Annotated in this window: 17 protein-coding genes and 1 tRNA gene; 10 read left to right on the forward strand and 8 right to left on the reverse strand. The window is 71.1% G+C overall.

Going from position 1 to position 22721, the window contains the following annotated elements:
* Nucleotides 1–5 precede the first annotated feature (5 nt).
* The 5 genes from P1V51_23140 to P1V51_23160 all read right to left on the reverse strand — a co-directional run bounded on the left by P1V51_23140 (nt 6) and on the right by P1V51_23160 (nt 9026).
* A complete protein-coding gene (locus P1V51_23140) occupies nt 6–4748 on the reverse strand; it encodes a hypothetical protein (GenBank protein MDF1565950.1) in 4743 nt (1580 codons plus the stop codon).
* The gene (locus P1V51_23145; GenBank protein ID MDF1565951.1) at nt 4745–6685 is read right to left on the reverse strand and encodes a hypothetical protein; all 1941 of its coding nucleotides are present in this window, start codon (nt 6683–6685) and stop codon (nt 4745–4747) included. The genes P1V51_23140 and P1V51_23145 overlap by 4 nt, the downstream gene beginning before the upstream one ends.
* Entirely contained in the window at nt 6682–7593 is a 912-nt protein-coding gene (locus tag P1V51_23150) for a hypothetical protein (GenBank protein ID MDF1565952.1), read from the reverse strand. Before P1V51_23150 ends, P1V51_23145 begins: the two co-directional genes overlap by 4 nt.
* A gap of 69 nt (nt 7594–7662) precedes the next feature.
* The gene (locus tag P1V51_23155) at nt 7663–8190 is read right to left on the reverse strand and encodes a PEGA domain-containing protein (GenBank protein ID MDF1565953.1); all 528 of its coding nucleotides are present in this window, start codon (nt 8188–8190) and stop codon (nt 7663–7665) included.
* Nucleotides 8191–8210: 20 nt separating this feature from the next.
* A complete protein-coding gene (locus tag P1V51_23160; GenBank protein ID MDF1565954.1) occupies nt 8211–9026 on the reverse strand; it encodes an adenylate/guanylate cyclase domain-containing protein in 816 nt (271 codons plus the stop codon).
* Nucleotides 9027–9188: 162 nt separating this feature from the next.
* Here P1V51_23160 and P1V51_23165 point away from each other — a divergent pair, with 162 nt between their 5' ends.
* From P1V51_23165 to P1V51_23205, 9 genes are all read left to right on the forward strand, one after another.
* A complete protein-coding gene (locus P1V51_23165; protein ID MDF1565955.1) occupies nt 9189–9620 on the forward strand; it encodes an NADH-quinone oxidoreductase subunit A in 432 nt (143 codons plus the stop codon).
* A complete protein-coding gene (locus tag P1V51_23170) occupies nt 9617–10168 on the forward strand; it encodes an NADH-quinone oxidoreductase subunit B (GenBank protein MDF1565956.1) in 552 nt (183 codons plus the stop codon). Before P1V51_23165 ends, P1V51_23170 begins: the two co-directional genes overlap by 4 nt.
* A gap of 20 nt (nt 10169–10188) precedes the next feature.
* Nucleotides 10189–10758 carry an NADH-quinone oxidoreductase subunit C gene (locus P1V51_23175; GenBank protein MDF1565957.1) on the forward strand — a complete coding sequence of 190 codons (570 nt, stop codon included), beginning with the start codon at nt 10189–10191 and terminating at the stop codon, nt 10756–10758.
* Between the two features lie 2 nt (nt 10759–10760).
* Entirely contained in the window at nt 10761–12059 is a 1299-nt protein-coding gene (locus P1V51_23180; GenBank protein MDF1565958.1) for an NADH-quinone oxidoreductase subunit D, read from the forward strand.
* A complete protein-coding gene (locus P1V51_23185) occupies nt 12059–13753 on the forward strand; it encodes a 2Fe-2S iron-sulfur cluster-binding protein (protein ID MDF1565959.1) in 1695 nt (564 codons plus the stop codon). The genes P1V51_23180 and P1V51_23185 overlap by 1 nt, the downstream gene beginning before the upstream one ends.
* Nucleotides 13754–13764: 11 nt before the next feature.
* A complete protein-coding gene (locus P1V51_23190) occupies nt 13765–15171 on the forward strand; it encodes an NADH-quinone oxidoreductase subunit H (GenBank protein ID MDF1565960.1) in 1407 nt (468 codons plus the stop codon).
* Nucleotides 15172–15186: 15 nt separating this feature from the next.
* Nucleotides 15187–15852 (forward strand): 4Fe-4S dicluster domain-containing protein, encoded by a 666-nt coding sequence (locus tag P1V51_23195; GenBank protein ID MDF1565961.1) that lies wholly within the window; start codon nt 15187–15189, stop codon nt 15850–15852.
* Between the two features lie 221 nt (nt 15853–16073).
* Nucleotides 16074–17900 (forward strand): Na+:solute symporter, encoded by a 1827-nt coding sequence (locus P1V51_23200; protein ID MDF1565962.1) that lies wholly within the window; start codon nt 16074–16076, stop codon nt 17898–17900.
* A gap of 14 nt (nt 17901–17914) precedes the next feature.
* Complete coding sequence (locus P1V51_23205) at nt 17915–18682, forward strand: hypothetical protein (protein MDF1565963.1); 768 nt, start codon at nt 17915–17917, stop codon at nt 18680–18682.
* A 144-nt stretch (nt 18683–18826) separates the two neighbouring features.
* Here P1V51_23205 and P1V51_23210 read toward each other — a convergent pair whose 3' ends face one another.
* The 3 genes from P1V51_23210 to P1V51_23220 all read right to left on the reverse strand — a co-directional run bounded on the left by P1V51_23210 (nt 18827) and on the right by P1V51_23220 (nt 21724).
* Entirely contained in the window at nt 18827–19594 is a 768-nt protein-coding gene (locus P1V51_23210; protein ID MDF1565964.1) for a hypothetical protein, read from the reverse strand.
* Nucleotides 19595–19740: 146 nt separating this feature from the next.
* Nucleotides 19741–21132: an aldehyde dehydrogenase family protein gene (locus P1V51_23215; protein MDF1565965.1), complete on the reverse strand. Its 1392-nt coding sequence runs from the start codon at nt 21130–21132 to the stop codon at nt 19741–19743.
* Between the two features lie 25 nt (nt 21133–21157).
* Nucleotides 21158–21724 (reverse strand): hypothetical protein, encoded by a 567-nt coding sequence (locus tag P1V51_23220; GenBank protein ID MDF1565966.1) that lies wholly within the window; start codon nt 21722–21724, stop codon nt 21158–21160.
* A gap of 122 nt (nt 21725–21846) precedes the next feature.
* Between P1V51_23220 and P1V51_23225 the strand changes: the two genes are divergently transcribed.
* Nucleotides 21847–21923: transfer RNA gene (locus P1V51_23225), tRNA-Met, on the forward strand.
* Nucleotides 21924–22721: the final 798 nt, after the last annotated feature.

Raw genomic sequence — 22721 nt, forward strand, 5'->3', positions numbered from 1 at the left:
CCTCCCTACTTGACCGTCTGGTCGACGCTGTTGGTGACCGCCGTGCCGTTGAAGCCGCCGGCGATGAAGAAGAAGGCGCTCTCCTGGGTCATGCCCGGATCCTCGCGGCCCTCGCTCAGGCTGATGCCCAGCCCGTTCCAGTTCTGGAGGTCCGGAGGCTCGGGCGGCCCGCCGGTGCAGCCGGGATCGCCGGCCGCGCAGAGCCGGGCGGAGACGCCGCTGGTCAGGGCTCCGGCGCCGCCGATCAGGAAGAGGAAGCCGTTGCCGTCGGCGGCCCCCGCGCGCTCCCGGCCGTTGGGCGCCGAGACCTGGAGGAAGGTCGTGATGTCTCCGCCCGCGGCGACCTCGAAGGCATTCATCTCGGCCACCGAGGCGCCGGCGCCGTCCTCGCCCGGCCCCACGTAGATCCAGGTGCTGCCGGTGGGCACCACCGCGAAGTCGTCATGGCTCACGACGAAGGTGCCGTGGCTCTCGCGGGCCGAGGGCAGCGCCGCGGTGGTGAGGCCCGCCGCCGTGAGGGTCTGCTGCTCGCTGGCCTTCGGCAGGGCGGGCGGCGTCACCTGGACGGTGAAGACCTCCACGCTCGCCAGGGCGTTGCCGGCGCCGTCGTCCCCTCCGAAGGCATAGAGGTAGTGGGTGCCGGGGAGCGCCGGGTCCGGACCGGAGGCGGCCGCGAGCCGGTAGCGGGGCGTGCCGAGGCTCATCCCGGCCTCGTGCCAGCGGCCCAGCGAGCCCGGAGGCAGGGGCAGGGCGCCGGCGGTGGTGGTGTCGGCGCCGGTGTCGACGTAGGTGGTGGTGCCGCTGACCGTGGCCAGGAGCTCCGCGGTGTCGACGCTCGCGCCGGCGGTGGGCGTCCGGTAGACGCGGTAGCCGTCGGCGCCGGGGATGGCGTCCCAGACGAGGGTCAGCTCGACGCCGCTGATGTCCGGCACCAGCACGCCGAGCACCTCGCCGGGGAGGGACTCGCCGCCCGGGTTCGCGCCGTCCGAGGTCGGGAAGGTGGCCGCGATCCGGTAGGAGTAGAAGCCCGGGGCCAGGCCGCTGCCCTCGCCCAGGTCGAGGGAGAGGTCGACGACCTCGGGGGTGGCCAGGGGATCGAGGATCTGGGCCCGGAGGATCGTCGCCACCGGGGCGGCGCCGTCGTGGCCGCCCACCGCGTAGAGGAAGCGTCCGATCTTGGTGTGGCCGGCGAGGGTGCGGGGCGCGGGCCCGGTGGCGGTCTGCAGGCCGTTGCGCTGATCGACCCAGCTCGAGAGCTGCCCGTAGACCCCCACGTTCACGCCCTCGACCGTGCTCCTGGCGCCGGCGAGCGCGCCGTCGTCACCGCCGATGGCGTAGAGGTAGCGGCTGGTCGCGGTCGGGCGTCCGGCCTGCAGGCCCAGGCCCCGGCGCGCCGCGAGCATCGGCGCGGTGCCCGTCCAGGAGTTGAGGTTCTGGGAGGGCGTCTTGATGGAGATCGCCGAGTAGTCGAAGTGGGCGCCGTCGAAGTTGGTGAGGCGCACGACGCAGACCGCCCCGGCGGAGACCGCGCCGCCGCCGCCGTCGACGATGGCGCCGACGTTCACCGTCGCCGTGGTGCTGGTGGGATCGACGACGACCGGTGAGGCCGCGCTGCCGGTGTAGATCACGCCGGCGGGGTCCCGGCAGATCAGGTCGACCGTCGCGCCGCCCACGGTGTCGAAGGCCTGGCCCTGCACCTCGATGCTCACCGTGGCGTTCGCGTCGAGGGAGCCGGGGACCACCGCGGTGACCACCGGAGGATCGTTGGCGTTGATGGTGAAGGCGTTGGAGACGACGCCCACGGTCGCGTTCGGGTTGACGACGATCAGATCGTAGCTGCCGGTGGCGAGGCCCGGGGGCACCACGGCGGTGAGGGTCTTGGCGTCGACGTGGACCGTCGCCTGCAGGGCAGCGGCGGTGGTGCCGGGGCCCGAGGGGTTCGGGTTCAGGTAAGCCCGCGGGGTGGAGACGAAGTCCACCTCGCCGGCGCCCAGGGGATCCGGCCGGGCGGTGACGATCACCGGCGTCTGGAGGTTGGTCGAGCCGAAGGGGGGATCGATGCCGGCCAGCGCCAGGGAGGTGTTGTTGGTGATCTCCAGGCCACCCACCAGGGTGCCCAGGCAGCCGGTGGTGCTGGTGACCTCGACGTCCCAGGTCCCCGGCGCGAGGCCGGCGGGGATCGTCACGAAGATCTGGTTGGGCCGGCCGGCCACCGAGGAGCCCGAGAGGGCCTCGACCTCGCCGTTGGGGCCGAGGAGGCGCACCGAGGAGGCCTGGCTGGTCAGCCCGTCGCTGTAGATCGTCGCCTGGATGGCCACGCCGTTGTAGGCCACCGGGGGATCGATGAAGAAGACGAAGGGCCGCGGCTCGATGGAGACGGCGCCCGGCAGGGTGGCGTCACAGGAGGGGCCGTTCGAGACGGTCAGATCGTAGCTGCCCCGGGGCAGGCCGACGCCCCAGGAGGCCTCGAGCTCGGTGTCCGAGACGAAGGTCACGCTGTCCGCGGGCAGCGCGGCGCCGCCGGCGTCGGTGAGGGTGACGCTGGTCGTCGCATAGAAGCCGGTGCCGGTGAGGGTGAGGGTGCCGCCGAGCTCGGTGCAGAACTCGGTGGGGACGACGCTGGTGAGGGAGGGCACCACCGAGGCGGAGAAGACGCCGGTGGCCGACTCGGTGCAGGCGGCGAGGCCGGGGTTGGTGACGATCACCTCGACGTCCCCGGTGGGCAGGGTGTTGGGCTGGAGGGTGACCAGCAGCTCCTCGCAGGCCTGGACCTGCTGGCCGGCGACCGTGAGGTCCTGGCAGGTGCCGAGGCCGTCCACGGTGACGGCGCTGCCGCCGAAGGTCACCGTGGGGAGGGCGCCGTCGACGTCCAGGAAGCCGGTGCCGGTGATCGTCACCTGGGTCGGGGGGCTGGCCTCGCACATGCCGGAGGGGGCGGTGGAGACGATGGTCAGCGGCGGTGGCGCGTCGAGCACGGCGCTGGAGCTGCCCCCGCAGACCAGGGGCGGCGGGTTGGTGACGGTGACCTCGACGTCACCCTCGACCAGGCTGCCCTGCGGGGCCGTGGCGACCAGCTCGGTGCAGCGCTCGGCGGCCACCGGGCCGATCGTGGTCGGGGTGCAGCTCGCGGCGGTGACGGTGGAGGTGACGGCGGTGCCCCCGAGGGTCACCGCGGGGCCCTGCCCGCCGACCACCAGGAACTCGGTGCCGGTGATCGTGATGGCCTGGCTGCCGTCCTCGGTGCAGACCAGGGCAGGGACGGCCGAGAGGATCGCGGGCGGCGTCATCAGGGGGAGGGGGTCGGCCCAGGTCGAGATGCAGCCCACGGGGTCGGGGTTCTCCACCTCGACCCTCACCTCGGTGCCGGTGAAGCCGGTGGTGGGGAAGGTGGCGGTGAGGGTGGTGCAGAGCTCCACGGCCTGCCCGGCCACCGTCTGCGGGGTGCAGTCCGAGGCGGTGACCGTCGGCGCGTCGCTGCCGTCCACCCGCACGGTCGGGGGCGTCGTCCCCAGGACCGTGAAGTCGGTGCCGGTGAGGACGAGGGTGGCGTCGCTGCCGTCGTCGCAGAGGGCCGGGGGCTGCACGTCGGTGATCACCGGCGGGGGCATCAGGCCGAGGAGGGCGGTGGCGCTGCCGCTGCACCCGGCCGGATCCGGGTTGGTGACGACGAGCTCGGGCTCCTCCGGCGCGGTCACCACGCCCTGGGGCAGGGTCAGGGCCAGGGTGTCGCAGCGCAGCACCGTCAGGCCGGTGGTCGGCAGGGGCGCGCAGTCGGTGGCGCCGGTGACGGTCACCGGGGTGCCGCCGACGGTGGCGGTCGGCGGGACGCCGTCCACGTTCAGGAAGTCGGCGCCCCGGACGATGACATCGCGCGTGCCATCGGCGGTGCAGACCAGGGCCGGCTCGACGACGCTGATCGAGGGGGGCGGCACCACCCGGAGGGTGACGAGCTCCTCGGTGTGGCAGGCGGCGGCCTCGGGGTTGGTGAGCACGAGGTCGTGGGTGCCCTCGGCCAGGCTCCCGTCGGGCAGGGTGTAGGTGGCGGTGTCGCAGACCTCGGCGGCGATGCCGGCGTGGTCGATGTCGGCGCAGCCGGAGAGGACCACCTGGTCGAAGCGCGAGGCGCCGGTGGTGAGGGTGGGCAGCCGGACCTCGTCCCGCAGGAAGGTCGTGCCCGAGAGCACGAGGTCGCGCGGTCCCTGCGCCAGGCAGAGCAAGGTCGGGGCGGCGCCGGTGAGCGTGGGCCGCGGCGCCACGGCGAGGGCGCCGAGGCTCCGGCCCTCGTTGCCGTTGGGGTTGGTGACGGTGATGTCGAAGATCCCGTCCTCGAGCAGGCCCACCCTGTCGGCGGCGAGGAGCAGGCTCTGGTTCACCACCAGGGTCATCTGCTCCTGGCCCTGCCAGGAGAGGAGCTCGCTGTTCGGCTCGTTGGGGTCTCCGGGGTAGGTGAAGCTGAAGGCCTCCGCGCCCTGGCCGTCGAGGGTGCTGCGGCGGGAGAGGGTGATCGAGGGCAGCGCGGTGCGGGGATCGTGGGGGATCCCGATCGGCACCGGAGAGAAGCCCACGCCGCGCACCACCACCGACGTCTCCAGCTGATCGCGACAGATCAGGGCGGGGTCGGCGGGGAGGGGGGTGCCGGGCAGGGGGGCGGGCAGGACCGTCACCGGGCCGTCCACCTCGGCGGGGCAGCCGGCGAAGAGGAGGAGGGCCGGGAGGGAGAGCAGGAGGGTGCGCAGGTTCGTTCTCATGAGCGTCTCTCGCGGAGCAGGACCGAGGTCAGGAAGAAGATCGAGAAAAGGGCGAGGCCGGCCGGGCTCTCGACGTGGTCACACGACCAGCCGAAGACGGGCTCCAGCTCGTCGGTGGTGCCCCCGTCGGCGTCGCCGCCATCGCCGCCGCCGCCGTCGGGCTGCTCGCCGCCGGGCGCCTCGAAGGGCGCGGAGTTGAGGGTCGTCTCGAGGCCCGCGGCGTCGCGCAGGCTGATCTCGACGGCGTAGCTCCTGCCCGCCACCAGGGCGAGGCCGCCGGCGCTCGCGCTGTGCTGAGTGCCCACCTCGATCGGGCCGTGCACCGTCTCGGCCTCGAGATCGTCCACCGGCTCCACGCTCCAGAGGGTGGAGACGATCCGGGTGTCGGCGTCGCTGGCGGTCCAGCTCGCGTCGACCTGGTAGGTGCCGGCGCCCTCGGCGGTGAAGGTCGCCACGAGGTCACCCAGCAGGGGCGGCGTGGCGTCGTCGAAGAGGGGGCGGGAGAGCAGGAAGGTGTTGGTGCCCGCCGGGGTCCGGCCGCTGGTGGCGAGGAAGTCGGTGGAGTCGGTGTTGCCGGCCACGGTGACCGTGAAGCTCGGGTTGGCGTGGACCCGCAGGTTGGGCGCGCGCTCGTCCCCGGCGCCGCCCGCCACCTCCGACCAGAGGAGGGTGAGGCCGTCGGCGTCGTAGACCGAGAAGAAGGCGTCGGACGGGCCGGCGAGGCCGCCGGGGTTGCCCACCACCGGATCGACCGGGAGGAGGTCGGCCGAGGCCGTGGCGCCGCTGACGGCGATCTGCCCGTCGGGGAAGACCGAGACCCCGAGGTAGCGATCGACGCCCTGGCCGCCGGCGAAGGTCCACCAGGCGATGCTGGCCCGGCTGCCCTCGTCGACGAGGCGCAGCACGAAGCCGTCCAGGCCGGTGGGGGTGCCGGAGAGGGTCGCCCGGGCGGCCGGGGCAAAGTTGCTGGAGTCCGAGTCGCCGACCACCGCCAGGCCGTCGGGCAACACCGCCAGGTCGCGGACCACGTCGTCGGAGAGCCCGCCGAGGAAGCTGCTCCAGGCCAGCTCGAAGCCCCCGCCGCTCGCCGGATCGAGGGCGAGGAGGAGGCCCTCCATGGCGCTGGCCGTGTCGTCGAAGGCCTGGGTGAGGGAGAGGGTGGCCGAGTCGCTGGAGGTCCAGCCGCCGAGGTAGACCCGGCCGCTCTCGCTCACCACCACCGCGCGCAGGGCGTCGTCCCGGTTGCCGCCCAGGTAGGTGGAGTAGGTCAGGGTCATCCCGCCGGCGCCGTCCTCCTTCAGGTGAGCGAGGAAGCCGTCGTTGCCGCCGACGTCGTTGCCGTGGGTGCCCTGGAGATGTCCGCCCCGCATCGGGAAGGCGGTGGAGCGGGTCTTGCCGACCACCAGGACCCCGTCGTCCACGGCCTGGATCCCCAGGGGCTCGTCGTCCCGGCCGTCCTCCCGGCCGCCGAGGGTGGTGGCGAAGAGGAGGGTGCCGTCCCGGGCGAAGCGGGCCACGAAGATCTCGAGGCCGCAGCCGGAGCAGGCGCCGCCCTCGGCCAGGGGGGAGAGGAGGGGCAGGTCCGCGGAGGTGGTGGTGCCGGTGACCCAGATCGTGCCGTCGCTCGCCACCGAGAGGGCCCGGGCCGCCTCGTCGCCCGAGCCACCATAATAGAAGGTGTGGGCGGGGTTGGTCTGGTCGAAGATCGCCAGCACCAGATCGGTGCCCCCGGCGAGGCTCGTCGCGCCGGCCTGGGGCCAGTCGGGGGAGTCCGAGGTGAGCGCGGCGACCGCGACCCCGTCCGGGCCGAGGTCGAAGCCGCCGAGGCTCTCGTCCCCCCCGGCGCCGACCAGGTAGCCGGTGCCCTGGGCCCGGGCAGGGCCGGCGAGGGCCAGCCCGAGGAGGAGGGGGAGGATCCGGCTCGTCGAGGTGCTCATCGTCCCACCACCCGATAGGCGAGGCCGAGGTTGAAGAGGATCCCGAAGCGCCGGAAGTCCTCGCTGGCGTCGAAGAAGGCGACGCCGGCGTCGGCGGAGAGCTCGAGCCCGCCGGTCAGGGCGAGGCGCAGCCCCACGAACTGCCCGCCGCCCCAGCCCGCGTCGGGCACGAAGGTGGCGCGCACCCCCAGCCGGGGCTGGAGGTCTCCGGAAAGGAAGGCGTAGGCCAGCTCGATCTCGCCGCCGAGGTGCGCGCCGAGGAGGAGGCGGGGGGAGAGCTCGACCCCGGCGTAGCCGACGACGACCGCCGCGCCCGCGCCCAGGCTCGGGCCGGTGAGCTCCGAGAGGCCGAAGACCCCGGCGCGCAGGGAGAGGCCGCGCACCTTCGGCGTCGCGGGATCCGCCGGCGCCGGCGCGGGGGTGGCCGCGCCGCCGGTGTTCGCGGGCGGCGCGGGGTCGGCGGGCTCCTTGGTCTCGACCGGGCCCGGCTCGACCGGCGGGGCCGGCACTTCCACCGGCGGTGCGGGCCGGGCCGCGAGATCGGCCTCGACCTCTCTCCGGGCCTCCTCGGCCAGGGTGACCAGGGCCGGGACGAAGACGCCGGGGGAGACCTCGGCCTCGAGGTCGGCCTGGAAGAGCTCGACCAGCACCGCCCGGGCCCCGGCGAGATCGCCGCCGGCGAGGAGGGCCGCGGCCAGGTACTTGCGGGCGCGGGAGGCGTCGGCGGGCGGCAGGGCCTCGTCCTCCAGGGCGCGCGAGAGCACGGCCTTCGCCTCGGGCAGCTCGGCGCTCTCGTAGAGGCGCACGCCCTCGCTGACCCGGACGTCCGCCTCCGTGTCCTGGCTCCACGCCGGCAGCGGCGCGCAGCAGAGCACGAAGAGCAGGCAATGAAGTCCCCTCGTTGCCATGTCACCTCCTCGCGACAGCAGCCCCCATCCTACTGTGGATCGCCCCGGAGGCTCGACCCGCCGCGGAGCCTACTTCGGCAGCAGCTTCACCTTCAGGGTGCGCTCTTCACCGGCGCGCAGGCGGAGCACCTGGCGGTGGGTCTGGCGCAGGGGGTTCTCGATCACCACCTCGTGCCGGCCCGGGGCGAGCTCGACCGGGGCGATCGGCGTCTGGCCCCGGTTGATGCCGTCGATCTTCACCTGGCCCCAGCCGCCGGTGACGATGACCTTGAGGGTGGCGGGCCCCCGCGCCTTCGCGCTGCGCTGGCCGGTGAGCTCCCGGCCGGCCCGCGAGGGGGGATCGGCCGCCAGGGGCTCGAGGGGCAGGCGCTCGATGCCGGCGGCGAGGGGGTCCTCGGCCGTCGCCTCGGGCGCCGGGTCGGCGGGCAGGGCGGCGGGCCCGCCGGGCGCCGCCGGAGGCGCGTCGGCCGCCGGCTCCTTCGCCGGGGCGGCCGCGGTGGCGGCTGCTGGTGCCGGGGCCGCGCCGCCGCGCAGGGCCAGGTAGGCCCCGAGCCCCACCGCGCCGGCCAGGGTCAGGATGCCCAGCACCGCCAGCACGAAGAGGGGGCTGGTGAAGGTCAGCCCCGGCGGGGGCGCCGGCGCCGGGGCGGGGGTCGCCGCCTCGGCGGGGGCGGCAGGGCCTCGATCGGTCCCGAGGTCTCGGCGGGGAGGGTGGCCGGGAGCTCGACCTCCGGCAGGGTGGGGCGCTGGTGCTTGCCCGTCCCCACCCAGCGCACCTCGAAGAGGGGGTAGGCGTCGGTCTTGCCCTTGAGGGTGAAGGTCCCGGCAGGCCGCAGGCGGATCCGGTCGGGCATCCGGGCGCGGACCGAGTCGGAGACGAAGATCTGGTCGGGGCCGGCCTGGGACTGCACCCGGGCCGCCACGTTCACCATGTCACCGTAGACGTCGCCGTCCTTGTCGTTGACCAGGGCGTCGCCGAAGTTGATCCCGATGCGGATCGAGAGCTGATCCTCGGCCCGCCGGGCGAGGGACTGCAGCTGGGCGACCGCCTCCTGCATGCCGATCGCCGCCAGGACCGCCGCCTCGGGGTCGGGGAAGGTGGCCATGATGGCGTCCCCGATCGTCTTGATGATCCGGCCGTCCTGCCCCTCGATGATGGGCATCAGCAGGTCGTTGTGCCGCTGGACCATCTTCCGGCCGGCCAGGTCCCCGTGGGTCTCGAAGTAGGAGGTGGAGCCCGCGATGTCCGAGAAGAGGACCGCCAGGGTGTGGTAGCGCTCGCGCAGGCGCTCGTCGAGGACGGTCTGGAGGCGCAGGATCCGGGTGATCGAGGCCCGCTCCAGGCTCGACTCCAGGCGATCGATCTCGCCCGAGGCGAGGTCCGCCACCGAGGCCTGGCGGGTCCGCTCGCCCGAGTCACCGTCCCGGCTCATGCGGGACATCCTATCCCAGGTGCGCGGAGGTCGACCCAATCGCCGCAAGCCCCAGGAACAGTTGACTCTTTTCCGGCGCCGCGACTAACTACGGCTCCCCAAACCACCAGGTTTTTCCCGGCCCATTTTCGGGCCACAAACCCGCTGGACGAGAGACACATCATGGTCCCTACGCTCCTTGCTTCCGGGTCAGCGGCCGAAGGCGACATCGGCGCCTACCTCCCGGCTGCCATCGCCCTCGCCCTCGGCGGCTTCATCGCCGCCCTCCTCATCGGTCTGGTCACCGCGATCGGCACCGTGAAGGAGAAGAGCCACTACAAGCGCATGCCCTACGAGGCCGGCTCGATCCCCGTCGGATCGGCCCGCAGGCGCGTCAACGTGCAGTTCTACATCGTGGCGCTGCTCTTCATCGCCTTCGACCTGGAGACGATCTTCCTCTTCATCTGGGCCCCCGTGGCCCGGGAGTTGGGCGTCTACGGCCTCCTGGCCATGGGCGTGTTCCTGCTGCTCCTCATCCTGGGACTAGTCTACGAGTGGAAGAAGGGCGCCCTTCAGTGGTCGCCCCGCACCGCTCCCGAGGGAGACGAGGCATGACCAAGCTCGACGAGACCGGCGGCCTGCCGATCATTCCCACGAGCCGCGAGGACGCCATCGGCTTCTTCTCGGCCCTCAAGACCGGAAAGGCGCACGGCGGCCTGAACTGGGCCCGGCGCTTCTCCCTCTTCCAGTACCCCTTCGTCACGGCCTGCTGCGGCATGGAGTACATGTCGATCTCCAGCGCCCGCTTCGACATGGGCCGCTTCGGCGCCGAGGTGCCGCGCTTCACCCCCCGGCAGGCCGATCTGCTGATGGTGGTCGGCACGATCACCCACAAGCAGGCGCCGGTGCTCCGCCGGGTCTGGGAGGCCATGCCCGAGCCCCGCTGGGTGATGGCCTTCGGGGTCTGCGCCTCCACCGGCGGCTTCTACCAGAACTACACCGCGGTCGAGGGGATCGACCGGATCATCCCGGTGGACGTCTACGTCCCGGGCTGCCCGCCGCGCCCCGAGCAGGTCATCGATGCGCTGATGCTGCTCCAGGACAAGGTGTCCACCGAGGTTCGCGGCGTCGCTGGCGCCCGCCGGCCCGTGGTCGTCGAATAGGCGAAACGAGGAACATCGAGATGAGCAAGAAGGTACTCGCGGCCCTGCAGGAGCAGTTCGGGGAAGAGGTCGTCCTGAAGACCCACTCCCACCGTGGCGACGACACCGCCGAGATCGTCCCCGAGATGATCCGGGAGGTCTGCCGCTGGCTGAAGAGCGACCCGGAGATGGCCTTCCAGCAGGTCTCCGACATCACCTGCGTGGACTGGCTGGGGCAGTCGCCCCGCTTCGAGGTCGTCTACCAGCTCTACTCCCTCACCCGGCGGCACCGGGTGCGGCTGAAGTGCCGGGTCGACGAGAGCGATCCCCGCCTGCCGAGCGTGCAGCCGGTCTGGAAGGGCGCCAACTGGCTCGAGCGCGAGGCCTACGACATGTACGGCATCGTCTTCGAGGGGCACCCCGACCTCCGGCGCCTCCTGCTCTACCCCGAGTTCATCGGGCACCCCCTGCGCAAGGACTACCCGATCCGCGGCGAGCAGCCCCTGGTCACGATGCGCGATCCGGAGAGCCAGCGGCCGGTGATGCCGGGCGGAACCCTGATCCAGCTGAAGCGCCCTGAGGGCGTGCGGCCCGTGGCGGAGGAGAACTGACGATGGGCGCCCCCGACAAGATCAAGTCCCGCGACGAGTCCGCCGCCGAGATGGCGAAGGTGCGCCGCACCCTGGGCCCCGGCAGCAACCCGCCGCCGGCGAGCTTCTTCGGCTCCGAGGTGGAGGGCCTCCCGACCGAGGAGATCCTCGTCAACGTCGGCCCCTCCCACCCGGTCACCCACGGCACCGTCCGCTTCCTGATCCGCTTCGACGGCGAGACCATCGCCGCCATCGATCCGGAGATCGGCTACCTCCACCGCGGCTTCGAGAAGCAGGTCGAGGCGGCCACCTGGACCCAGGCCTTCCCCTACACCGATCGCCTCAACTACGTCTCGCCGATGCTCAACAACGTGGGCTACGCGATGGCGGTCGAGAAGCTGATCGGCATCGAGGCGCCACCCCGGGCCCAGAACATCCGCACCTTCGTCGGTGAGATCCACCGCATCTGCGACCACCTCACCGCCATCGCCGCGATGGCCCTCGAGCTGGGCGCGATGACGGCCTTCCTCTACGCCGTCGAGATGCGCGATCACTGGTACGACCGGATCGCCGAGCTCACCGGCGCGCGGCTGATGGTCTCCTACTGCCGCGTCGGCGGCCTCGCCCGGGACATCCCCGACGATCAGTGGGTCCCCAAGGTCCGCGAGTGCCTGAAGCGCACCCTCGAGATCGTCCGCGAGCTCGACGCGCTGCTGACCCGCAACCGGATCTTCATCGACCGGACCCGCGACACCGGCATCATCAACGCCGAGGACGCCATCGACTGGGGCTTCACCGGCCCCTGCCTGCGGGCCACCGGCGTCGACTACGACGTCCGCAAGGACCACCCCTACCTCCTCTACGGCGAGCTCGACTGGGACGTGCCGGTGGGTGAGCGGGGCGACAACTACGACCGCTACCTCGTCCGGATGGAGGAGATGCGGCAGTCGGTGCGGATCGTCGAGCAGTGCCTCGACCGGCTCCCCGACGGGCCGATCATCATCGACGACTGGCGGTGGGCGAAGCCCGCCAAGACCGACGTCTACCACTCGATCCAGGGCACGATCGCCCACTTCGAGCTGGTCATGTACGGCATGCAGGTGCCCGCCGGTGAGGCCTACGGCTACACCGAGGGCGCGAACGGCGAGCTCGGCTTCTACGTCGTCAGCGACGGCGGCGGGAAGCCCTACAAGTGCAAGGTCCGCTCGCCCTGCCTGTCGCTGATGCAGGCGCTCCCGTCGATGGTGACGGGCTCGCTCATCGCCGACCTGGTTCCCACCTTCGACTCGATCAACATGATCGGTGGGGAGATCGACCGCTGATGGCTCCCGAGACACAGACAACCGAGAAGACCGACAACCGGATCACGATCACCCTCGACGGCGTCGAGATGAAGATCGAGCCCAAGAAGGGCCAGACGATCATGCAGCTCTGCGACGAGCTGGGGATCGAGATCCCGCGCTTCTGCTACCACGAGGAGCTCACCATCCCGGCGAACTGCCGGATGTGCCTCGTCGAGGTCGAGAAGGCGCCCAAGCTGCTGCCCGCCTGTCACACCACGCTGATGGACGGCCAGGTGATCAACACCCGCAACGCGCGGGTGAAGCGCTCGCAGGAGGCGGTGCTCGAGTTCATCCTCGTGAACCACCCCATCGACTGCCCGATCTGCGATCAGGCCGGCGAGTGCCCCCTGCAGGATCAGTACGCCCAGTACGACGCCCGGGCGGCGCGCATCGGCGATCCGGTCCTCAAGGTGAAGAAGCGCAAGCGGGTCGAGCTCGGGCCCCGGGTCACCCTCGACCAGGAGCGCTGCATCCTCTGCTCGCGCTGCGTGCGCTTCATGGACGAGGTGGCGAAGGAGCCGCAGCTGGCGATCTTCTGGCGCAACGACCACGCCTACCTCGAGACCTTCCCCGAGGAGCCCCTGACCTCGAACTACTCGCTGAACACCGTGCAGATCTGCCCGGTGGGCGCGCTGACCTCGAGCGACTTCCGCTTCCGGGATCGAGTCTGGAACCTCCAGACCTCCGCGGGCATCTGCGACGGCTGCGACCGGGGCTGCAACACCTGGGTCGACCAGAAGCAGTCGCGGGTCGAGCGCCTCCGGGCGCGGGACAACCTCGCGGTGAACCGCTACTGGATGTGCGACGAGGGCCGCACGACCTACAAGTTCGTGAACGAGGCCCGGATGCTGACCCCCCGCCACGAGCGCGGGCAGGTCGCGCCCGCCGGCTCCTCCCTCGAGCTCGTCGGCCGGCTGGCCGAGAAGGTCGAGAGCCTCAAGGGCAAGCGCGAGCTGGCCTTCCTGATCAGCCCCCGCGTCTCCACCGAGGACGCCCTGGCGACCGCCTGGGTGGCCAAGGAGCTCTTCGGCGCCAGCCGCCTCTACGTGGGCGGCCGCGAGCCCGGCGAGGCCGACAAGATCCTCCTGCGCGAGGACCGCAACCCGAACCGCCTGGGCGTGAAGCTGGCGGCCGAGGCCTTCGGCCTCGAGCTCAAGGGCTTCGGCGCCCTCCTCGAGGCGGTGGACGGCGGCGAGGTGACCCGCCTGCACGCGGTGGGCCTCGACGTACCGACCGACCCGCAGCTCGTCGCGGGCACCTTCTCGGGCCTCAACTGGTTCTCCTGCTCGGCGACCAACCTGGGGCCCTTGGTGGAGCAGGCCGACATCGCCCTGCCGGCGGCCACGATGGTCGAGACCGAGGGCACCTTCGTGAGCGCCTTCGGGCGCGCCCAGCGCTTCACCCGGGCCTTCGAGCCCCGCGGTGAGGCGGCCGCTCACTGGGAGTGGCTGCTGGAGCTCGCCCGCGCCCTGGGCGAGGAGCTGGACGCCGAGGATCCGGCCTCCCTCTGGGCCGAGCTCGGAGGCCGCTCGCCGGTCCTGGGCTCGGTGGAGTGGGGCGAGGTCCCGGCCGAGGGCGTGACCCTCGACGGTGTTGGAGTCAGTGAGGACGACAGCCAGACCGGCGGTCGGGGTGTGCGGCACGAGCGCGGCATCTCCCGGTGGCCCCGGTGAGTGAGACGACGATGAAGACGAACAACGACCGTACGGCGATGAGCGGCGCGCTGCGCGCCTTCTACATCACCCGGGCCCTGGTCCTGATGACGACCGTCTTCCTGGCCATCGGCGCGATCGTGCTGGTGGGCATCTTTGGCGTGACCAAGCTGCTGGCCGTGATCGCAGAGAAGATGGAGTGGGCCTGGCTCAACATCTCCGGCACCGAGTGGGTGGGCGTCCTGGCGCTGCTCGTCATCGGCCTGGTGGTGGTGATGGCCACCGCCGCCCTCCTCACCCTGGCCGAGCGGAAGTGGTCGGCGAAGATGCAGAACCGCATCGGGCCGAACCGGGCGCGCATCATCAAGGGCTCCGGCCCCTGGATGGGCCTGCCCCACGTCCTGGCCGACACGGTGAAGATGCTCACCAAGGAGGACTTCGTGCCTCCGGCGGGCAACGCCTTCCTCTTCAACCTCGGGCCCTTCATGGCCATGGCCCCGGCCTTCGCCCTGATCGCCGTCGTGCCCTTCGGGCCGGACCTCTCCGCCTTCGGCGTCGACGTCCGCTTCCAGGCGGCCCGCCTCGACTTCGGCATGCTCTGGGTCTTCGCCATCGCCTCCCTGGCGGTCTACGGCACGACCCTGGCCGGCTGGGCCTCGAACAACAAGTTCAGCCTCATGGGCGCCCTGCGCGCCTCGGCCCAGATGATCTCCTACGAGGTCACCCTGGGCCTGACCCTGGTCGGCGCCTTCCTCCTCTACGAGAGCCTGCAGCCGATGGGCATCGTGGCCTGGCAGGACGGCGTCCTCTACGGCCTGCCCAAGTGGGGCGTCATCTACCAGCCGGTCGCCTTCCTCTTCTTCATCGTGGCGGCCTTCGCCGAGATCAAGCGGGCGCCCTTCGACCTGCCCGAGGCCGACCCCGAGATCGTCGGCTACTTCATCGAGTACTCGGGCATGAAGTTCGGCATCTTCATGGTCTCCGAGTTCGTCGAGCTGGTGATCCTCTCGGGCATCATCGTGACCCTCTTCTTCGGCGGCTGGTCCATCCCCTGGCTCCCCTACGGCGAGCTGCAGGCCTGGCTCTCCGGCACGGCCGGCCTCGGTGACTGGGGCGCCCTGCTGGCGGCCTGGATCGCCCTGACGGTCTTCGCCGGCAAGATGATGTTCTTCGTCTGGCTGCAGATGCTGATCCGCTGGAGCTTCCCCCGCTTCCGCTACGATCAGCTCATGGACGTGGGCTGGAAGATGATCCTGCCCCTCTCCCTGGTGAACGTCGTCATCACCGCCGTCGCGGTCATCCTCGACCCCTCCCTGAAGTGGGCGCTGGGGATCGGCCTCGTCGAGTGCCTGGTCTTCGCGGGCTACTACCTCTCGGTGAAGGCCCCGGCCCGGACCGACCCCCTCCACGCCGAGACCGCGCACTCGCACGGTCACTGATCCAAGGAGCGACGCATGGCAACCAAGACCATCAAGCTTCCCGAGCAGCGCCCCATGGATGCCCTCGAGCGGACCTTCTTCAGCGAGGCAGTGAAGGGCCTGAAGGTCATCGGCGGCAAGTGGGTGACCAACATGCTCTACCCCCACGACCGGAACTTCGACGTCCTGGAGCGGAAGGGACCGAGCGAGGTCGTCACCTGGGAGTACCCGGACGAGGCGCCCCCCTATCCCAAGGGCTACCGCGGTCAGCACCGCTTGACCTACCGCGAGGACGGCCGGCCCCGCTGCGTGGCCTGCTTCATGTGCTCGACCCACTGCCCGGCCAACTGCATCACCATCGAGGCCGGTGAGCTCGAGGACGACCCCATCGAGAAGTACCCGGTGCGCTTCGAGATCGACGAGCTCAAGTGCATCGTCTGCGGTCTCTGCGTCGAGGCCTGCCCGAAGGACGCCATCCGGATGGACACCGGCCGGCACGCCACCCCGGTCCTCGACCGCAGCGCGGCGATCATGAGCCGCGATCAGCTCATGGCCGAGTCCAAGCCCTTCGGCTCGACCCTGCCGGTCGGCACCCCCTTCGACGTCTCCCGCGAGCACCTGCGCTACCTGCAGATGAAGGGCGAGAAGGAGCGGGGCGCCGAGAACGAGGAAGAGCGGATCGGGCCGGATCACAGGCGGTAGCCTTCGGCTACCGGCTGTGAGCTTCGAGCTGTGAGCTTCGAGCTTGGTCGTGCTCGCACGGCGCGCTCGAGGCGTCCGCGCCAGATGATGTGCCACGACCGGCCCGTGCGGCTGCGTGCCACCGAAGATCACAGATCATAGCTCGCAGCTCATGGCTCGCAGCCGGTGCCCCTCCACCGGCATCGACACGACCCCGCCCCGTCAGGCAATCTGCCGCGCGCATGCCTGCACTGGATTGGTCCATCGTCATCGCGTACCTGGTGATCGCCGTCGGCGTCGGAGCCTTCTTCGCCCGCAAGGCCTCGGAGAGCACCGCCAGCTTCTTCGCGGCCGGGCGGACCCTGCCCTGGTGGATCGCCGGCACCTCGATGGTGGCGACCACCTTCGCCGCCGACACCCCCCTGGCGGTGACCGGGATCGTGGCGGCCAAGGGCGTCGCCGGGAACTGGTTCTGGTGGAACCTGGCCATCGCCCACGTCTTCGCCGCGGTCTACCTCGCCCGTCTCTGGCGGCGCTCCGAGGTCCTCACCGACGCCGGCATCATCGAGTCGCGCTACTCGGGCAAGCCGGCGGCGACCCTGCGGGCCTTCAAGGCCTTCTTCTTCGCCGTGCCCATCAACTGCATCACCATGGGCTGGGTCATCCTGGCGATGCGGAAGATCCTCGGGGTCTTCGTCGACTGGGAGGCCATCCTCCCCGCCGGCTGGTTCGAGGCCGTGGTGGCCCTCTGGCCCGCGGGCAACCAGGTCGACCCGCAGACCGGCCTCTCGGTCCTCTTCGCCATGGTCCTGGCCGTGGGCTACTCGGTCCTCGGCGGCTTCCGGGGCGTCGTCATCACCGACCTCATCCAGTTCTCCCTGGCCATGATCGGCTCGGTCGCCGTGGCGGTGCTCGCGGTGCGCGAGGTCGGCGGCCTGGGCGAGCTGATGACGAAGCTCGAGGCCACCACCGGGGACGCGGCGGGCCTGACCGCCTGGGTGCCCGCCAGCGACAGCGAGTGGATGCCCCTGCACCTCTTCGGGGTCTACGTGCTCATCCTCTGGTGGGCCCAGAAGTACTCCGACGCCGGCGGCTACCTCATGCAGCGGATGGCCGCCTGCAAGGACGCCCGCCACGCCGCCGGGGCCACCCTCTGGTTCACGGCCTGCCACTACGTCGTGCGCACCTGGCCCTGGCTGCTCGCGGGCCTCGCCGCCCTGGTCCTCTACCCCGTGGCCGAGAACGCCGGCCTCGACCGCGAGACGACCTACCCGATGTTGATCCGCGACCTGCTCCCCACCGGCCTGCTCGGCATCGCCGTGGCCTCGCTGATCGCCGCCTTCATGTCGACGATCGACACCCACGTGAACTGGGGCGCCTCCTACCTCGTCACCGACCTCTACCAGCGCTTCCTCAAGAAGGACGCCTCCGAGCGGCACTACGTCGCCGCCTCGCGCTGGGCGGTGGTGATCATGGCGGTGATCGCCGCCATCTTCGCCCTGAACATGAACAGCATCGCCGACGCCTGGGTCTTCTTCGTGACCCTGGGCTCGGGGCTGGGCCTGGTGGCCCTGGCCCGCTGGCTCTGGTGGCGGGTGAGCGCCTGGAGCGAGCTCGCGGCCCTCGGCGCCACCCTCCTGGTGACCCTCGTCCTCTACCTGCCCGGCGTCCCCGAGCTCGGGGAGGCGGCCCGGGTGCTGGTCACCGTGAGCTTCTCCACCACGATCTGGGTGACGGTGACCTTCCTCACCCCGCCCACCGACGACGCGACCCTCGACGCTTTCTACCGGAAGGTGCGGCCCCTGGGCTTCTGGGGGCCGGTGCGGGCGCGCTGCCCGGACGTCGACCTCACCGAGCGCAAGTGGGACGTGGCCCTGGGCTGGGCCACCGGCGTGGCCTTCGTCTACCTGCTCCTCTTCGGCTTCGGCGAGCTCTTCCTGGGCTCGACTGGCCTCGGCCTGGTCCTCCTCGTCCTGGGCGTGGTCTGCGGCTGGCTGACCTACCGGGTCATCGTCGACGGGCGCCTGCCCTTCGGCCCCCGCGCGACCTCGCCGGCCTCCTCCGGCTGATCTAAAAGGTCGCCATGCGCCGGACTCTCCCGACCCTCGCGACCCTCCTCGTCCTCTCCCTGACCGCCGCCTGCGGCACCGGCGGCAACGACGACCCGGACGGCGGCGTGACGGACGGCGGTGGGGCGGCCATCGGCGAGGCCTGCCCGGGGGGAGATCCCCTGGCCTGCGCCGAACGGATCTGCCTCTCGGGCACCGAGGGCCAGACCTACTGCAGCGCCTACTGCGGCGTCAGCGACCAGGGCAGCTGCCCGGCCGACTTCCCCTGTCAGCGCTACCTCTTCGGCGATCCCGCCGGCCAGCCGGCCGACCTGCGGGACGTCTGTGCGCCGCCCTGCCAGAGTGACGGCCAGTGCCAGTCGGGGGTCTGCGAGCTCCCCGCGGGCCTCTGCACCTCGCCCGCGCGGGGCCTGCAGGCGGCCCGGGAGCCCTGCGGCGGCTCGGCCGGGGTCTGCCTCGAGAACCATGTCTGCCAGCAGGTGCAGGGGCAGCTGGTCTGCCTGCCGACCTGCGACCCCACCGTCAGCCCCTTCTGCGGGGACGGAGCCTTCTGCTGGGCCGCCAATGTGCCCCGGGGAGGGCGCTGCTGGCCGGGGGGGACCTCCGAGGATGGGGATCCCTGCACCGATCACCTCGACTGCGCGAAGGGGATGCTCTGCATCCTGCAGAATGGGGAGAGTACCTGCAGGATCGGGTGTGTGCCGGGGGGGACTCCCTCCTGTGCGGGGGGCGCGGCGTGTCTGCCTCTCGAGGGGCGGAGCTACGGGTTCTGTCAGGGCTAGGCCGGCCGGTAGGCCGACCCCGTACACGTCCACGTCCACGTACACGTACACGGCCTTTCCGAGGGGCGATGGCTCTCAGCCTCGAGGTTTACCGGAGAACCCGTGGACGTGGACGTGTACGTGTACGGCTCTCGATCCGGGGCTCTAGGGCGTCGACTTGAACACCCGCGCGCTAACCCTCTCCGCCCGGATACTCGAATCCCCACAGAACCCCTCATCCACCAGGCCAACGTTCGACCGCAGCACTACCAGCTCGCTCTTGCAGCTTCCGCTCCCCGAGAGCGCCGGCAGGGCCAGGGTCCCGGCGGGCAGCACGAAGCCGTCGTCCCGCCGGCCGAGCTCGAGGTCGCCGCGGAAGTCGGGCGCCTGATCCTCGCTGGAGCAGGCCTCGGCGCCCCGGACCTCCCAGGCCGCCCGGTCGGCGCCCAGGCTGCCCTCGTCCTCGCCCCGCAGCGGTGACCAGCGCACCGCGAGGTCCTCGGTGCCCCGGGAGACGGGCTCCCGGCGGGCGGGGGAGGTGATGCGCACCTTCGCCGGCATCATCACCGTGGCGCCCGGCCGGGCGCGGGAGCCGGGGGTCCGCAGCAGCACCATCGAGACCTCTCCGCTCTCGGTGCCCCGGGGGAAGATGCCCTCGTAGGTCCCGCCCAGGGAGAAGATCGGCGGCGAGAGCTCGATCGTCTCGCCGTCCAGGCTCGCCTCCAGGCGGTCCGTGCCCGCCAGGGTGATGCGCTCCCAGGAGACGCCGCAGTGGTTCAGGGTGACCGAGACCCGCACCCGCCCGCCCCGGGTCTCGTCCACCGTGGCCTGCAGGTCGAAGGCCTCCAGGGAGAGGCCGGAGGAGGGGACCGTGGTGAAGCAGGCCGTGGCCGTCAGGAGGGCGAGGAGGGGAGCGAGGAGCGCCGGTCGCATCGCCAGGGATGGAGCAAGGGGGGTGCCATCACGAGGCCCGGGTATTCAAGGGGTTACGTACCCGGGGACCGGGAAATCATGTTCTCACCCTGACACCCCTGTCACGCTTCCGCGCACGCGCACGCGTGCGCGTTGGTGGAACCTCGCTAGCCGAGGATCTTCAGGTGGAACGACTTCGGCCGCGTCACCGCCTCATACCCCAACGAGCTCAGCGTGCACCCCCGCCCCGAGTCCTTCACCCCGGTCCACGCCAGCGCCGGATCCAGATAGTCGCAGCGGTTCAGGAAGAGGGTCCCCGTCTCGACCCGGTCGCCGAGCGCCACCGCCGCCTCGAGATCCCGCGAGAAGATCGCCGCCGTCAGCCCGAAGTCGCTGTCGTTCATCAGGGCCAGCGCCTCCTCGTCCGAGGCCACCTTCATCACCCCGAGCACCGGCCCGAAGGTCTCCTCCTTCATCACCGCCATCTCGTGGGTGACGTCCACCAGCAGCTCGGGGGCCAGGTAGGGCCCGAAGGGGGTGGCCAGGGGGAACTCGTCCGGGGTCACCAGCCGCCGGGCGCCGCGGGTGAGGGCGTTGGCGACCTGCTGCCGGATGAAGTCGGCGGCGCTGGTGCGCACCACCGGCCCCAGGGTCGTCTCCGGCTTCGTGGGGTCGCCCAGGTGGTAGGTCCGCACCAGCTCGGCGGCGCCGGCGATGAAGTCGTCGTAGAGGTCGGCGTGGACGTAGGCCCGCTCGATGCCGCAGCAGCTCTGGCCGGCGTTGTAGAAGGCCCCGTCGATCACCGTCTCGATGGCGTGCTTCAGATCCGCGTCCGCCCGCACGTAGGCCGGGTCCTTGCCGCCCAGCTCCAGACCGGTCGCGATGAAGCGGCCCGAGGCCGCCTCCTGCACCGCGTGGCCCCCCGGCACCGAGCCGGTGAAGGCGACGAAGCCCACCCGGGGGTCGCCGATGACCTTCGCCACGTCCTCGTGGGAGAGGTGGAGGTGGGTGAGCAGGCCCTCGGGCAGGCCCGCCTCGACGGCCGCCGAGGAGAAGGCCTCTGCCACCAGGGGGGTCTGGGAGGAGTGCTTGAGCAGGACGCTGTTGCCCGCCGCCAGGGCCGGGATCACGGCGTTGACGGCCGTCAGATAGGGGTAGTTCCAGGGTGCGACGACGAAGACCACGCCGAGGGGCTCGCGGCGGATGAAGCGCCGGAAGCCCTCCTTGGGGCCCACGTCGAGGTCCGCCAGCGCCCGCGGGGCGATGGCCAGCATGTGCCGGGCCCGCTCCTCGAGACCCTTGAGCTCGCCGCCCCCGTGGGCGACCGGCCGGCCCATCTGCCAGGCCAGCTCGGTGGCCGTGCGCTGCGGGTCCGCGATCATCGCGTCCACCCAGCGGGAGAGGGCCTCGCAGCGGGCCTCGACCGTCAGCGAGCGCCACTCGCGCTGCACCGCCGCGGCCCTCGCCAGGGCCGCCTCGATCTGGGCCTCCTCGGCGAGCTCGCGCTCGAGGTAGACCGTGTCATCGACGGGGGAGATCGTCTTCTGGATGCGGCTCATGATCGATTCCTATGCACGGAGGGCGTCAGTTGCAGATCGTGGAGCCCTGGCCCGTCACCGGGTCGGCGGAGAGGGAGTGACCCAGGGCGTTGCTCAGGGTCGCGGTGACCGTACCGATGCCGAGGATGCCCAGGGGGACGGACAGGTTCTCCGCGGCGTACTCGTAGAGGTAGTAGACCACCGTCAGGTAGCGGCCGCTGTCGCCCAGGCGCAGCTGGTAGGTCCAGCTGGCGGTCGCGCCAGCGCCCAGGTCGATGGTCCCCTCGGCGCCGAGGTGGGCGCCGTTGATCATGACCAGCTCGGGGGGGCCCAGGCCGTAGGTCTCCTCCGCCCACTCCCGCAGGTGGGGGAGGTTGTCGCGGTAGTCGAGGGCCGAGGGATCACCCTGTCCGGGCAGGCCGATGATGCTCGTGGGGAAGCAGACGGCCTCCGTCGTAGAGGTGGCGCCCTGGCAGTGCCGGCCGCCGTCGCAGTCCGCGTCGATCCCGCAGCCGATCAGCCCCTGGGGGAGGAGGCCGGGCATCTCGAAGTCCCGCCCGCAGCCCGGGAGGGCCGAGAGGAGCACGAAGAGGCTGCAGATCCTCCAGGACATGGGCCCCCATGCTAGCAGCCAAGCCAGGGCCGATGGGCGCTTGACCAATGGGCCCCCACGGGGTACGAATCCCGCCCCCAGCCACCTTCAGGGTGGTCCTGAGGACAGCAGGAACGGAATACGGCGGTGTAGCTCAGGTGGCTAGAGCAGGGGTCTCATAAGCCCCGTGTCGGTAGTTCGAGTCTACCCACCGCCACCAATTTTCAAGGGTTTGCGGACCGATTTTGGTCCGCAAACCCTTTGTCGTCCGTCCGGGACGCAGAACCATGGCACACATAGGGCACACTGGTTCGGCTCGTCGGGGTCAAGATTCGTACCCTTGAGGGTTCATCTTCGCTCCCTCTGGTCCGCTCAATAGGTCCAGCCGTTCGGGCCTGGCTCGATGCATGAACTGCCCATCCAGGGGGACGACCTAGAGCGTCTGCTCCGCGTGGCTGAGTGCCGACCAGGGGCCTGGCACTTCGAAGAGGAACTGGCAGCCAACAAGATGACCTACTTCCCAGTAGTAAACGAACGAGCCCACGGCGGCACAGAATTGGCTGGCGCAGACCGTAGGGTCCAGGGCTAGATGGATGGAGGTTAAATTGGCCGGGTTCCATGGTGGTACGAATGTTGAGGACGTTGACCGAAACAACGAACTGGGTTTGTTCAATGCCTCTGCGAGACCAGCATCGATAGATACCAGGTAGCGTTCGATAGGGCGGAGGGACGATTTCCATGTGTACAATGTTAGACTCAGCGGTGGTAAGCATGGGCAGACCCATTCGTGATCGGTTAAGAGCCATGGTCACCTCGCCGGCACCAGCTCCAGGCACAGTCTCCAGCGGGTTGGATGACGATTCCTGTTCGGATCCATGGCGCGTCTCGCGAGGTCTCGCCACGTGATTCTCGGCGGTCTCCAGCCCCGGCCCTTGCGAGGCAGGAGCTCCTCGACCGCCTTCTGCTGCGGATTTCGGTCGATCGTGAACACCCAGATCGGCCGAACGTGAACACCTAG

This window comes from Deltaproteobacteria bacterium (assembly GCA_029210625.1).
Taxonomy (GTDB): domain Bacteria; phylum Myxococcota; class Myxococcia; order SLRQ01; family SLRQ01; genus JARGFU01.